The following is a 13,593-nucleotide window of genomic DNA, read 5'->3' on the forward strand; positions in this document are numbered from 1 at the left end:
TCAGCATGAAAACGAGACGCATCGGCAAGACTGCCCTCGAAGTGACAGAATACTCCTTCGGCACGGCACCGCTTGGCGGCCTCTACCGGCCCTGCCCCCGAGATACTGGCATCGCGACTCTGCAAGCGGCCTGGGATCATGGCATCCGCTATTTCGACACCGCTCCGCATTACGGTTTCGGCCAGGCGGAGCGTTATGTCGGCGACTTCCTGCGCGACAAGCCGGAGGACAGCTATGTGCTGTCCACCAAGGTCGGCCGCCTCCTGGCACCGGTGCCGAAGGACCAGATTCCGAATGTCGGTTTCGTCGATCCTCTGCCCTTCAAGCTGGTCTATGATTACAGCTATGACGGCATCATGCGCTCGGTCGATTTCAGCTACGCCCGGCTCGGCCTGAACCGCATCGACATTCTCTATGTCCACGACATCGGCGTCTATACCCACGGCCGCGAAGCCAACGACCGCTACGTGAAGCAATTGCGAGACGGTGGCTACAAGGCCCTCGACCAGCTGAAATCCTCAGGTGCAATCAAGGCCTTCGGCCTCGGCGTCAACGAGGTGCCGGCCTGCCTCGAAATGATGGCCGACATTGACATCGATGTCATCCTGATGGCGGGCCGCTATTCGCTGCTCGATCGCTCCGCCGTCGAAGAACTGCTGCCGCTCTGCGAGAAGCGCGGCACGTCGATCACGGCTGGCGGTGTATTCAACTCCGGCATCCTGGCGACGGGCGCGGTTCCGGGCGCCCATTTCGATTACGCCCCGGCAACGGACGAGGTCCTCGCCAAGGTGCGCGCCATGGAGGAACTTGCAGCAAACGCCGGCAAGCCGCTTGCCCAGTTTGCGCTGCAGTTTCCGCTGCATCATCCGGCCGTTGCCTCCGTCATCATCGGTACGGCAAAGCCGGAAAGCCTTGATCGCAACATGGCATTGACGACCGAAGAACTGCCGGGATCCGCCTTTGCCCCGTTCGAAACCCACACTCTCGTTGCACCGCCGCTCGGCGATGCCGCTGTCAGAGAATAGGAGCGCGCCATGTTGAAGGGCATCCATCCCCTGCTCGGACCCGACCTGCTGCATGCCATCGCGACCATGGGCCATGGAGACGAGATCGTGATTGCCGACGGCAATTTTCCGGCAAGCACCATGGGGCCGCCGGTAATCCGCGCCGATGGCGTCGGCGCCGTGGAGATCCTGGAGGCAATCCTTGCCCACATGCCGCTCGACCAGTTCGTCGAGGATGCGGCCTGGCGCATGCAGGTCGTCGGCGATCCGCATGCGGTACCGGAGATCTGCGCCGAATTCCAGGCGATGATCACGAAACTGGCCGGCGACGTACAGCTGGAAAGTCTTGAGCGCTTCGCCTTTTACCAGCGCGCACAAACGGCGGCCTACATCGTCGCGACCACGGAATTACGGATCTACGGCAACGTCATCCTGAAGAAGGGCGTCGTGTATCCCGAAGAAATTCACCGGGTCTGATAGAAGCGCGGAATACCCTGAAAACAAGGGCGAAAGGGCTTCGGAGGAGACCATTTTTGTCCGCTTGCATTCTCCAGAATGCTGGAGTAGCGTGCCTCGATAAAATGTTTTTTATCGATAAAGATCTACCTGGTTGCGTGCTGCGGGTTGATCTCACCGGAGGAACAGGACGCGTTGAGAGGAGAACCACAATGACCATTCTGAAGAGCATGACTCGCCGCGCCCTGATGGGGATCGCCGGCGCTGCAATGATGACGTCGATGATGCCGGCCGCATCCTTCGCCCAGGACGTAACCATTCCGATCATCGTCAAGGACACCACGTCCTTCTACTGGCAGATCGTGCTCGCCGGCGCTCGCCAGGCCGGCAAGGACCTTGGCGTGAGCGTGCCTGAACTCGGCGCCCAGTCGGAGTCCGACATCAACGGTCAGATCAGCATCCTGGAGAATGCAGTGGCTGGCAGCCCTGCAGCTGTCGTCATCTCGCCAACCGAATTCAAGGCACTCGGCAAGCCGATCGACGAAGCTGCCAAGTCGGTTCCGATCATCGGCATCGATTCCGGTGCGGATTCCGAGGCATTCACCTCGTTCTTGACCACCGACAACGTTCAGGGCGGCCGCATCGCGGCTGACGGCCTGGCAGCAGCAATCAAAGAAGCAACCGGCAAGGAGGAAGGCGAAGTCGCCATCATCACCAGTCTGCCGGGCGTCGGTTCGCTCGACCAGCGCCGTGAAGGCTTCCTCGACCAGATGAAGACGAAGTATCCGGGCATCACGATCGTCGTCGACCGCTTCGCCGATGGTCAGGCTACAACCGGCCTCAACATGATGACCGACTTGATCACCGCAAACCCGAATATCGTTGGCGTCTTCGCCTCGAACCTGATCATGGCACAGGGCGTCGGCCAGGCGATCGCCGAAAACAAGCTCGGCGACAAGATCAAGGTCATCGGCTTCGACTCGGATGAAAAGACCGTCGGCTTCCTCAAGGAAGGCGTTCTCGCCGGCCTCGTTGTCCAGGATCCCTACCGCATGGGCTACGACGGCGTGAAGACGGCGCTCGCGGTGTCCAAGGGCGAAAAGGTCGAGACCTTCGTCGACACCGGCGCAAATCTCGTGACCCAGGCCAATATGGCTGAGCCCAAGATGGATGCCCTTCTGAACCCGAAGGTCAACTGATCGAACTGCCGGCACGCGCGGCGTCCGTCGCGCGTGCCGGACCGGAAACGGCGGGCGCGGGAGGCGTCGGCCGCTTTCCCTGACTTGAGGGAGGAATGGACATGACTTCGCTGCACGATGTGAGCCACCGGCACGACGACCAGCCGGAACTGCGGGAGACCGATCGCATCCCGCCGGGAACGCCGATCCTCGAACTCGTCGGCCTGCAGAAGAAGTATGGCGCCGTGGAGGCGCTTAAGCCCGCAACGATCAGCTTCCTGGCCGGTGAAATCCATGCCATCGTCGGCGAAAACGGAGCCGGGAAATCCACCCTCATCAAGCTTTTGACCGGTGTCATCCCGCGCACATCAGGCGAGATACGCTGGTGCGGCAAGAACGTGGCGCTGGCGACACCCAATGAAGCGATCAATCGCGGCATCAACGCCGTGCATCAGGAGGTCGTGCTTTGCGCGCACCTGACGGTTGCCGCGAACATGTTCCTGGGCGACGAAATTTCCTCAGGCGGCATCATGCGCCAACGGGCCATGACGACCGCTGCCCAGAACGTGCTCGACGACCTCGGTTTCAATCTTCCTGCCGGCGAGATCCTCGGCAATCTGACGATCGGCCAGCAGCAACTGGTCGCTACGGCCCGAGCCGCGATGCGCGGGATCCGTTTCCTGATCTTCGACGAGCCGACGGCTTACCTCACTCGGCAGGAATCGGCCCAGCTCTTCCGCCTCATCCGGCGCCTGCAGTCGGAAGGCGTGACAATCGTCTATATCAGCCATCGCATGGAAGAGGTCTTCGAACTCGCTGACCGCGTCTCGGTTCTGCGCGACGGCACCCATGTCGGCACACGCCTGATTGGCGAGACCGACGATGCCGAACTCATTTCGCTGATGATCAACCGCTCGATCGAGCAGATCTACCACAAGGAAAAGCTGCCGATCGGCGAGACCATTCTCGAAACGAAGGGTCTTTCCGGTCCCGGTTTTTCGGATGTCTCGCTGTCGGTCCGCTCGGGCGAGATCGTCGGCCTCTACGGACTGATCGGCGCCGGCCGCAGTGAATTTGCACTCGGCCTCTATGGCCGCCACAAATGCAGCGCCGGCGATGTCTTCTGGGACGGCAAGAAGGTCGTCATCGCCACCGAGCGCAAGGCAATGGATCTCGGAATTGCGCTCGCACCAGAAAGCCGGCGCGACCAGGGTCTTTGCCTCAATCTGCCGATCGGCCTCAACATCAACCTGCCGGTCTTCGGTCGCTTGAGCCGGGGCCTCACCATCAGTCGAAAGCTTGAAGCGGGGAATGCCGACAAGCAAATCGATGACCTCATGATCAAGACCCCGACCCGGGCTGTACTCGCCTCGGCCATGTCGGGCGGCAATCAGCAGAAGATCGTCATCGGCAAATGGTTGAGCCATGGCGCGCGCCTCTTCATCTTCGACGAGCCCACCGTGGGCGTCGATGTCGGCACCAAGGCGGAAATCTACCGCCTTTTCGCCGAGCTCCTGAAGCAGGGCGCCGGCATTATCCTGATCTCGTCATACCTGCCGGAGGTCTACGAGCTGGCAGACCGTCTGCACGTGTTCCGCCAGGGCAGGCTGGTGGCGAGCCACGACTATCGAAGCGCATCGCATGAAGACGTGCTGACAGAGGCGATCGGCGTCTGAGACGAGATCCCCGCAAACAACGACACGAAAAGACGACTGGGAGGACAATGATGAGCACCGACACTACAGAGACCAAGGTCGCGCCGAAGAGGGGCATGAGCATCCTTTTCAGCCTCACTCTGCTTGGGCTCCTGCTCTTCCTGTGGCTGCTTCTCGGCTTTGCGACCAACAGCTTCTGGACCCCGAACAACATCAGCAATCTGCTGCGCCAGGGTTCGATGACGGCGATCCTTGCCGTCGGGCAGACATTCGTCATCATCACAGCCGGCATCGACCTTTCGGTCGGTGCCGTCGTCGGCTTTGCCAGTGTCATTTTGGCCTGGCTCCTGGCAGCCGGTCTGCCTGTCTGGCTTGCGATCATCTTGACGCTCCTGATGGGTGCCGCGATCGGCAGCTTCCACGCCTTTGGCATCGTCCGCATGGGTCTGCCGGCCTTCATCATCACGCTGGCCACACTCACTTCGCTGCGCGGTATCGGTCTTTTGATCACCAACGGTTCGACCATCTCGATCTCCAACGACGCCTTCACGAACTTCGCTCGCGCCGATTTCCTCGGCGTACCCAGCCTGTTCTGGATGGTCATCGTCGTTGCCGTGCCTGCCTATATCTTCCTGCACCTGAGCCGCTGGGGACGCTATCTCTTTGCGGTCGGCTCCAACGGTGAAGCGGCCCGCCTCTCGGGCGTCAACGTCAACCGCACGATCTACATGGCTTATATCCTGTCCTCGACCTGCGCGGCCTTTGTCGGCATCCTGCTGGCCTCGCGCATCGGGATCGGCAACGCCACCCAGGCGGAAGGCTGGGAATTGCAGGCGATCGCATCTTCGGTTATCGGCGGTACCAGCCTCTTCGGCGCCGTCGGTTCGGTGCAGGGTCCACTGCTCGGCGCCTTCATTCTGGCGACGATCAACAACGGCGCCAACCTGATGAACGTCAACTCCTTCTGGCAGCGCATCATCACCGGTGCCCTGATTATCCTGATCGTCTACTTCGACCAGCTCCGCCGCCGTGGCAGCCGCTGAGAGTTTCCCAAGGTGGGGGTGCCGCGAATGGCATCCCCTTTTTTTGTCAAGATCTTGCCGGGCAGCCGAAAGGAACCAACATGAAGGCCGCATTGTGTGTCGAACCGGGCCGTCTCGAAATCGTCGATCGCGATCCGGCGCCGCGTCCAGGAGCGGGTGAAGCTCGCATCGCCATCAGCCATGTCGGTATATGCGGCACCGACTACCACATCTTCGAGGGCAAGCACCCCTTCCTCGAATACCCGCGCGTGATGGGCCACGAGATCTCGGCCACCATCGTGGAGGCTGGCGAAGGGGTCGACCTGCCGGCCGGCATGAAGGTCATCGTCAACCCCTACATCGCCTGTGGCACCTGCATCGCCTGCCGCAAGGAAAAACCCAACTGCTGCACGAACATTCGTGTGCTGGGCGTGCATGGCGATGGCGCCATGTGCGAGGAGATCACGGTGCCGTCGGGCAATCTCTATCCGGCAGGCGATCTTTCACCGGAAGCCGCCGCCACGGTCGAATTCCTGGCGATCGGCGCCCATGCCGTCCGCCGATCCATGGCCCCCTCGGGCTCACGGGCGCTGGTGATCGGCGCCGGCCCCATCGGACTTGGCACGGCGATCTTCGCGCGCATAGCTGGCCACGCGGTGACCCTGCTCGATACCAGCCAGGAACGCCTGAAAATGGCAGCCGATCGCCTCGGCTTCTCGACAGGACTGCTGGCCGATGAGGGCCTGGAAGCTTCGGTCGAGGAACTCACCGGGGGAGACGGCTTCGACGTTGTCTTTGACGCTACGGGCTATCGACCCTCGATGGAACGCGCCTTCCGCTTCGTTGCCCATGGGGGAAGCCTCGTGCTCGTCAGCGTCGTGAAGGAGGACATCACCTTCTCCGATCCGGAATTTCACAAACGCGAGATGATGCTGATTGGCAGCCGCAACGCGACCCGCATCGACTTCGATCACGTCCGCAAGTCCATCGCCGAAGGACGTGTGCCGATCGACCAGTTGATCACGCACCGCACGACCATGGCGGATCTCGCAACGGATCTGCCGCGCTGGGCGCGCGAGAAATCGGGCCTGATCAAGGCTCTCATCAAGATCGGCTGATCGCCGAGACGCAAGAAAGGGCCCGCAGCTTCGCCGGGGCCCTTCGCATTTGCTGTGCCTGCATTAGGCCTTCTGCAGGAAGGCGGTGATCGCATCGACCTCGCCTTGCGAGATCTCGTGCCCGCCGTGATGCAGGAAAGTCTCGACCCGAGCGCCTTGCGCCCCGAAGTAGGCCGTCAGACGCTCGGTGAGCGGCAACGGGCAAATCGGATCGCGCTGGCCGGCAGTGATCAATACCGAAAGTGATGCGAGCCGCGGCTGCGCCGGCGGATTGAACGGGATCAGCGGATGCATCAGCACCGCCCGATCGAAGAGATCGGGAGCTTCGAACAAGACGGAAGCCAGGATATTCGCCCCGTTCGAGTAACCAAGCCCGTAGATCGGGCGATCCGGGTTGTTCTCCTTGTGGGAGCGGATGAAGGCGGCCATCTGGCTGGTCCTCTGGGCGAGGTCGGCCATGTCGTATACGCCTTCGCCGGCCCGCTTGAAGAAGCGGGCAGCCCCGTATTCGGAGACGTCACCGCGCGGCGAGACGATGCCGGCCTCTGGCAGGATCCGGTTCACGAAGCCCGGAAACTGATGTTCGTCTCCGCCGGTACCATGAAAGGTGAAGACCAGCGGTGCAGCACCCTGCGGGGCCTGGGAATGATGGATATAGCTGTCGATTGCCATGATGGTTCCTCCACAAGAGGGGACAATGCCTTCAAGTTCAGGCATCGCCCCCCTCTGTGCGATTAGTCCTGGATCGGGGGCAGTTGCGCTTCGATCTGCGAGCGATACTGCTGGTAGCGGGTCGGCAGCTTCAACGCCTCACCGAGATGAGCGGTGTCTTCGTCTCGGTTGAAACCGGGTTCATTCGTGGCGATCTCGAACAGCACGCCGCCCGGCGTGCGGAAGTAGATCGCCCAGAAGTAGTCGCGGTCGATGACAGGTGTGACCTGGTAGCCCGTGTCGAGAAGCGCCTTGCGGACTTCGAGCTGTGCCGCACGGTCTTCGACCGCAAAGGCAACGTGGTGGACCGAACCCGCACCCTGCATGGCACGCGATGCACCCGGCAGGACTTCGAGATCGATATAGTCGGCGCCATTGCCGCCTGGAACCGCGTAGCGAATGAAATCGCCCTGGTTGTCAACCGGCTGATAGCCCATGAACTTCAGGAGTTCGCCGGTGGCACCTTCATCGCGCAACCGCATGGTCACACCCCGGAAGCCATGGATCCCTTCGGAAATCCCGACCGGACCGGCAAACGGCACACGGCTGTCACCATCGACTTCCGCAAGCGCAAAACCGTCGCCATCGGGCCCGGCAAAACGCAGACGATTCTCACCGAAGAGGGAGTAGGCACCGAGGTCCTTCACGCCTTCCTTCGACAATCTTTCTTGCCAGAAGCCGAGCGTGCCCTTCGGTACGGAGAACACCGTTTCCGAAACTTCACCGGCACCGCGACCACCCTTGCCCATATTGGCAAAGGGGAAATAGGTCATGACCGACCCGGCATTGCCGACTTCGTCGCCATAATAGAGATGGTAGACATCGGGAGCATCGAAGTTGACGGTCTTCTTGACCCGGCGCAAACCGAGGGTCTTTGTGAAGAAGCTGTTGTTTTCCTGGGCATCCGCAGCCATCGAGGTAACGTGATGCAGGCCTTTGATCTGGGTAAGCATGGCTGATCCTTTCCCGGCACTCACGCCGGTCTTGTTCTGTTGGATCGAATATAGGTCATGGCTTTCTGCATGATAATGTCTGTAATATTGCGAATATTGTTACATTTGGAGCAACAATCACATGGGCGAAGTCGAGGCGATCCGGACGTTCCTGGCGGTCGCACAGCATAGCAGCTTCAGTGCGGCTGCGCGCCTTCTCGGCATGACAGCGGCTTCGGTTACCCGGACCATCTCCGCACTGGAGGAACAGCTGGGCGTTCAGCTTCTGCTGCGAACCACGCGGAAAGTTTCGCTGACCTCGGCCGGCGCCGCCTATGCCGCCCGCGTCGCCCCACTGGTTGAGGGACTTGCCCGGGCGGCGGAGGAAACGCGGGATCTGCAAAAGGTGACTGCCGGCTCGATCCGCGTATCGGCGCCGATGTCGCTTGGCCTGAAGGTATTGCCGACCGTGTTGTCACAGTTCGCGATCATTCATCCGAAGACGAGTGTCGCAATTGAACTCTCGGACCGTTTCGTCGACATCCTCGATGAGAACTACGACCTGGCGATCCGGATCTCGGGGCCCCCGACCGACAAGTCGACGATCTGGCGCAAGATCCGTCCCGTGCCCCGTCTTCTCGTGGCCTCACCATCCTATCTCGCGAAACACGGCACACCGAAGCTTCCCGAAGACCTCGCGACACTCGAATGCCTGAGCTACCACGACCATTCGAAAACCGAGACCTGGGAGCTGAGCAGGCCGGGCCAGACACGAACTGTGGATGCCAGGGGCCGCTTTTCGATCAACAACGGTGATTTTCTCTGCCGCCTGGCCGCCGCCGGGGAGGGAATTGCCTTGCTGCCACGTTTCATTGTCGAGGACGACCTGCGCGCGGGCACCCTGGTCGAGGTCCTGCCGGGGTGGACGACGCCGGAAATCTGGCTGACGCTATACTACCCGCCCTACGAACAGCTCCCCCTGCGGGTCGCGACGTTCTCGGACTTCTTCGAGGCCTTCGTCAAGGAGAGCTGGGACGGCGGCCAGTCCTCCTGATCGGCTTAGCGGTCACGCCGCAAAAACTCGCCGATTTCTTGCGCGATCTTGTCGGTCGCAATCGGGACCTCGACCTTTTTCACGTCTTCGAAAAGCGTCTCGGGAATGGCCGTCTTGCGGGCCTCGGCAAGTCCTTCAAAGAAGCGCGGTGAAAACTCTGGATGCGGCTGATAGGAGAGCCCCCAATCGCCATATCGGATGACCGCATTCTCGCAACTATCCGTCTTGCCGACGACCTCGGCGCCCTCCGGCACGCGGGTCACCTGATCCTGATGCCAGGCGAGCAAGACTTGTTCCTCACCCGTATCGGACCGCTTGTAACGGACCGGGCCGGCGGACCATCCACCCTTGAATTTTTCCACCTCGCCACCGAGCGCCTTCGCCATCACCTGATGACCGAAGCAGATGCCGACCATCGGAACCTTGGCCGCATGCACCTGACGAATGAAATCTTCGAGCCGGCGAATCCACTCGTGGTCCTCGTAGACGCCGAATTTCGATCCCGTCAGCAGCCAGCCATCGACTTCGGTCGGGCTATCCGGAAATTCGCCATCGACCACGAAATAGCGCTTGAAGGTGAAGTCAAACTTGCCCAGCAGAGCAGCGAACATGTCGGCGTAATTGCCGTATTCGCTCGCGAGTTCGGCAGGCGAATGGCCGGTGACGAGGATGCCGATGGTCTTGGCGGTCATGAGATGTTCCTGCAGCATGGCAAAAGAGGGTTTCTCCTCTTGCACTCCGTCAGACTATACCAAATGTTAGTTTGATCAAATTTCAAGAGGGTGAAGGCCCAAATCGAACAATTCCGAAGTTTGGCAACCGACAAGGGCAGGAGAATTTCGTCGAGCATGGCGAGCGAAGAGCGCAAAGTGGAGGAATCGCTGAAGCAGCGGGTTTACCGGACGCTGCGCGCCCGTGTCATGTGCGGCGCCGTTGCCCCCGGTCTGCCGATCACCATCAACGGCGTCGCAGATGATCTGGGAGTCAGCGCCATGCCCGTTCGCGAGGCCCTGCACCGCCTCGTCGCCGACGGCGCGCTGGAATATCTCGACAATCGCCGTGTCCGCGTTCCGGAAATGACGCTATCGAAGTTCGAGGAAATCATCGCCGCCCGCACGGCGCTCGAAACACTCGCGGCAATCCGCGCCTTGCCGCACATCGATTCCAACCGGCTGAAGCGCCTGCAGGAGATCGATGCGATGATCGACGAAGCCTATGGTGCAGATGATCTCCTGCGTTCGACAGAACTCAATTTCCTTTTCCACCGCACCTTGTACGAGCCAGGTGCAAGCGGCGTCCTGCTCGACCTCATGGAGTCGGTCTGGTTGCGTCTTGGCCCGTTCATGCGACTTGCAACGGCAAAGCTTGAGGAAAGCTACCGCATAGACCGCCACGCCGAAGCCTTGACTGCAATCCGCAGGGACGATGCGGAGGCGCTCTCTGCGGCGATCGAGGCCGACATCCAGGATGGTGTCGGCCACCTTGGACGCCATTTCCTGGGCAAGGAAGCGCCACCTTCGGCGTCCTGAGTGAGCCCAGCCGGCTCAAGCACGCTTCCGCAACGTCAGGCGCATCTGCTTTTCGATCTCGACCAGGGCAAAGAAGACCCATCCGAGGGCGAAGATCAGCAACCCTTCGCGCAGGGGCACGCTCTCGGTCCCGAACAACGACTGCATGAAGGGCAGATAGGTGACGGCAAACTGGGCAATGGTCACCGAGATCACGCAAATCCAAACCACCTTCGTGCCACGAACGGCGCGCCAGGTGAGCGAGGTTCCGTAAATATTGCGGATGAAAAAGACGTGGAAGATCTCCATGACGACGAGCGTGTTCATGGCCATCGTCCGGGCAAGCTCGATCGAGTGCCCCTTATCCACCGCATAAAAGAAAACACCGAAGACCGCGGCGGCGAAAAGCAGCGAGACGAGGGCGACGTGCCAGATGAGCTCGCCCGTCAGCAGCGGCTCGTCGCGCCGGCGCGGCGGCCGCCGCATCGTTCCTTCCTCAGATGGCTCGAAGGCGAGGGCGAGGCCGAGCGTGATCGCAGTGACGAGATTGATCCAGAGAATTTGCACAGCGGTCACCGGCAGGGCGAGGCCGACGAAAAGCGCAATCATGATCGTGGTGGCTTCACCGGCATTGGTCGGCAAGGTCCAACTGATCACCTTCTTGATATTGTCGTAGACGGTTCTTCCCTCACGCACGGCAGCGGCAATCGACGCGAAATTGTCATCTGCCAACACGAGTTCCGCGGCCTCCTTGGCCGCCTCACTCCCCTTGACCCCCATGGCGATCCCGGCATCGGCACGCTTGAGCGCCGGCGCATCGTTGACGCCGTCACCGGTCATCGCGACCGTCAACCCTTGTGATTGAAGCGCGGTGACGAGCCGCAACTTGTGCGCCGGCGAAGTGCGGGCAAAGATGTCGGTCTCCATCGCCGCAAGCGCCAGCGTCGCGTCGTCCATGCGGTCGATGTCTGCTCCGGTGAGCACCAGGTCGCTGTTCTTCAGCCCGACCATGCCCGCAATGGCCCGGGCGGTTGCAGCATGGTCGCCGGTGATCATTTTCACCCGGATCCCGGCCAGGTGGCATTCGGTAACGGCAGCGATCGCCTCGGGACGCGGAGGATCGATGAGACCGACGAGACCGATCAGCGTCAACGTGCCGGAGAGTTCATCCTGCGTCAGCGGCTGCTCGTCGTCCGAGGGAGCGCCGGCCGCCACAGCGAGCACGCGCTGTCCCTTGGCTGCGAGGCTTTCCACCATGGTCTCCCAATAGGCCAGGTCGAGGGCCGCAGTCTGGCCGTCCGGCATGCACTGGGCGGCGCAGAGCGCAAAAACTGCCTCCGGCGCTCCCTTCACATGCACATGCCTTCGTCCCTCCTCGTCCTGATGAAGCACAGCCATATACCGGTGCGCCGCATCGAAAGGAATGGCGTCGACACGCGTCCAGCCCACCGCGAACGGATCGCCCCCGTTCCCGGTGATCTTGCCCGCAAGGGCCATCAGTGCCCCTTCCATCGGATCACCTTCGACCTGCCATGCCCCATCGGCCGAGCGCAGGACGGCATCATTGCAGAGGCCCGCCGCACGGGCGAACGCGAGAAGCACGGCATGTTCACGCGGATCCGCATCCGCTTCATTCCAACGGACTGCGCCGCCGGGTGCATACCTGTCACCGTCGACGCGATAGATGTGACGCGCTGCGACCAGGTTCGCCACCATCATTTCATTTCGGGTCAGTGTGCCCGTCTTGTCCGTGCAGATTACCGACACCGAGCCGAGCGTTTCGATTGCCGGCAGACGGCGCACGATCGCGTTTCGGCGGGCCATGGCCTGCACCCCGACGGCGAGCGTGATCGTCATCACGGCTGGCAGGCCCTCAGGAATGGCGGCAACCGAAAGACCGACGATGATCATGAAGAGTTCGGCAAAGGGCAGATGACCGACCACGAGTCCGTAGGCGAGCAACAGTGCCGCAATGATGAGGATAAAGAGCGTCAGCCAGCGCGAGAAAATGTCCATCTGACGCACGAGCGGCGTCGACAGGGTTACGACCCTTTCCAGCATACCACTGATCTTGCCGATTTCTGTTGCCATGCCCGTTGCGACCACAATGCCCCGCCCGGTGCCAGCCGCAACGAGTGTCCCGCTATAGAGCATGGAACTGCGATCACCGAGCGCAGCATCGATTGCAACCGGGTCGGTAGATTTGTCGACCGGAACGGATTCGCCGGTCAGGACGGCCTCTTCGAGCTTGAGGCTACGCGCCTCCAGCAATCTCATATCCGCCGTCACCCGATCGCCCGCCTCGATCAGGACGATATCGCCCGGCACGAGGTCCGAAGCATCGACAGATGTCCGACGGCCGTCCCGCAGCACAGCGGCACGTGGCGCCAGCATACCGCGAATCGCATTCATCGCCTCCTCGGCGCGCCCCTCCTGCAAGAAGCCGACAACCGAGTTGCCGAGCACGACTGCAATGATAACGCCGGTATCGATCCAGTGCTGAAGGAACGCCGTTACAATGGCCGAGGCGATGAGCACATAGATCAATACGTTGTGAAACTGAGAAAGAAAGCGCACCAGTGGGCCTCGGCTCGGTGCCGCGATCAGGCGGTTCGGACCATGAGCCGCAAGTCTGCGCTCCGCCTCTGGCGTTTCGAGTCCGGTGCTTTGCGAACCGATGATCCGAAGGGTTTCGTCCTTCGGCAATGCGTGCACTGCCAGTTCCTCAAGATTGTCTGTCATCTGGGACCCTCTGCGATCAAGCGTGATCTCTCATCCGGTAATGGGAAGAACAGGCCCGAAACACCTGCAGCTGTCTGCACCATATGGCTGCAGACCAAAGCGAACATGTCGATCCAATAGGGACCTCGCCTTGATCTATGACAATTTTACAGTACGGCCGCGCCATCAAAGCACCTCACGCTTTTTGTTGTTGAACCAACCGGGAGATGTGGA

The 13,593-nt window shown here is 61.1% G+C and carries 12 protein-coding genes; 8 read left to right on the forward strand and 4 right to left on the reverse strand.

What is annotated here, in order from left to right; all coding sequences use genetic code 11:
- Positions 1–5 precede the first annotated feature (5 nt).
- From QTL56_RS14285 to QTL56_RS14310, 6 genes are all read left to right on the forward strand, one after another.
- On the forward strand, positions 6–1,025 hold the full coding sequence (locus tag QTL56_RS14285; RefSeq protein WP_245137337.1) for an aldo/keto reductase: 1,020 nt from the start codon (positions 6–8) through the stop codon (positions 1,023–1,025).
- A gap of 9 nt (positions 1,026–1,034) precedes the next feature.
- Positions 1,035–1,481, forward strand: coding sequence for an RbsD/FucU family protein (locus QTL56_RS14290; protein WP_229575182.1), 447 nt, complete (start codon positions 1,035–1,037; stop codon positions 1,479–1,481).
- 191 nt (positions 1,482–1,672) lie between these two features.
- Positions 1,673–2,659, forward strand: a complete 987-nt coding sequence (locus QTL56_RS14295; RefSeq protein ID WP_229575183.1) for an ABC transporter substrate-binding protein — start codon at positions 1,673–1,675, stop codon at positions 2,657–2,659.
- A 101-nt stretch (positions 2,660–2,760) separates the two neighbouring features.
- Complete coding sequence (locus QTL56_RS14300; RefSeq protein ID WP_245137336.1) at positions 2,761–4,314, forward strand: sugar ABC transporter ATP-binding protein; 1,554 nt, start codon at positions 2,761–2,763, stop codon at positions 4,312–4,314.
- Between the two features lie 50 nt (positions 4,315–4,364).
- Complete coding sequence (locus QTL56_RS14305) at positions 4,365–5,336, forward strand: ABC transporter permease (protein WP_229575185.1); 972 nt, start codon at positions 4,365–4,367, stop codon at positions 5,334–5,336.
- Between the two features lie 80 nt (positions 5,337–5,416).
- Entirely contained in the window at positions 5,417–6,433 is a 1,017-nt protein-coding gene (locus tag QTL56_RS14310; protein ID WP_245137335.1) for a zinc-binding alcohol dehydrogenase family protein, read from the forward strand.
- 63 nt (positions 6,434–6,496) lie between these two features.
- Here QTL56_RS14310 and QTL56_RS14315 read toward each other — a convergent pair whose 3' ends face one another.
- Positions 6,497–7,105, reverse strand: coding sequence for an alpha/beta hydrolase (locus QTL56_RS14315; RefSeq protein ID WP_245137334.1), 609 nt, complete (start codon positions 7,103–7,105; stop codon positions 6,497–6,499).
- Positions 7,106–7,167: 62 nt separating this feature from the next.
- Positions 7,168–8,097 (reverse strand): ring-cleaving dioxygenase, encoded by a 930-nt coding sequence (locus tag QTL56_RS14320; RefSeq protein WP_245137333.1) that lies wholly within the window; start codon positions 8,095–8,097, stop codon positions 7,168–7,170.
- A gap of 121 nt (positions 8,098–8,218) precedes the next feature.
- Here QTL56_RS14320 and QTL56_RS14325 point away from each other — a divergent pair, with 121 nt between their 5' ends.
- On the forward strand, positions 8,219–9,130 hold the full coding sequence (locus QTL56_RS14325; protein ID WP_229575189.1) for a LysR family transcriptional regulator: 912 nt from the start codon (positions 8,219–8,221) through the stop codon (positions 9,128–9,130).
- 5 nt (positions 9,131–9,135) lie between these two features.
- Here QTL56_RS14325 and QTL56_RS14330 read toward each other — a convergent pair whose 3' ends face one another.
- A complete protein-coding gene (locus QTL56_RS14330; protein ID WP_229575190.1) occupies positions 9,136–9,822 on the reverse strand; it encodes a type 1 glutamine amidotransferase in 687 nt (228 codons plus the stop codon).
- A 156-nt stretch (positions 9,823–9,978) separates the two neighbouring features.
- Between QTL56_RS14330 and QTL56_RS14335 the strand changes: the two genes are divergently transcribed.
- A complete protein-coding gene (locus tag QTL56_RS14335; protein ID WP_229575191.1) occupies positions 9,979–10,659 on the forward strand; it encodes a GntR family transcriptional regulator in 681 nt (226 codons plus the stop codon).
- 15 nt (positions 10,660–10,674) lie between these two features.
- Here QTL56_RS14335 and QTL56_RS14340 read toward each other — a convergent pair whose 3' ends face one another.
- The gene (locus tag QTL56_RS14340; RefSeq protein WP_245137332.1) at positions 10,675–13,380 is read right to left on the reverse strand and encodes a cation-transporting P-type ATPase; all 2,706 of its coding nucleotides are present in this window, start codon (positions 13,378–13,380) and stop codon (positions 10,675–10,677) included.
- Positions 13,381–13,593: the final 213 nt, after the last annotated feature.

Source organism: Peteryoungia algae, from assembly GCF_030369675.1.
Classification (GTDB): domain Bacteria; phylum Pseudomonadota; class Alphaproteobacteria; order Rhizobiales; family Rhizobiaceae; genus Allorhizobium; species Allorhizobium algae.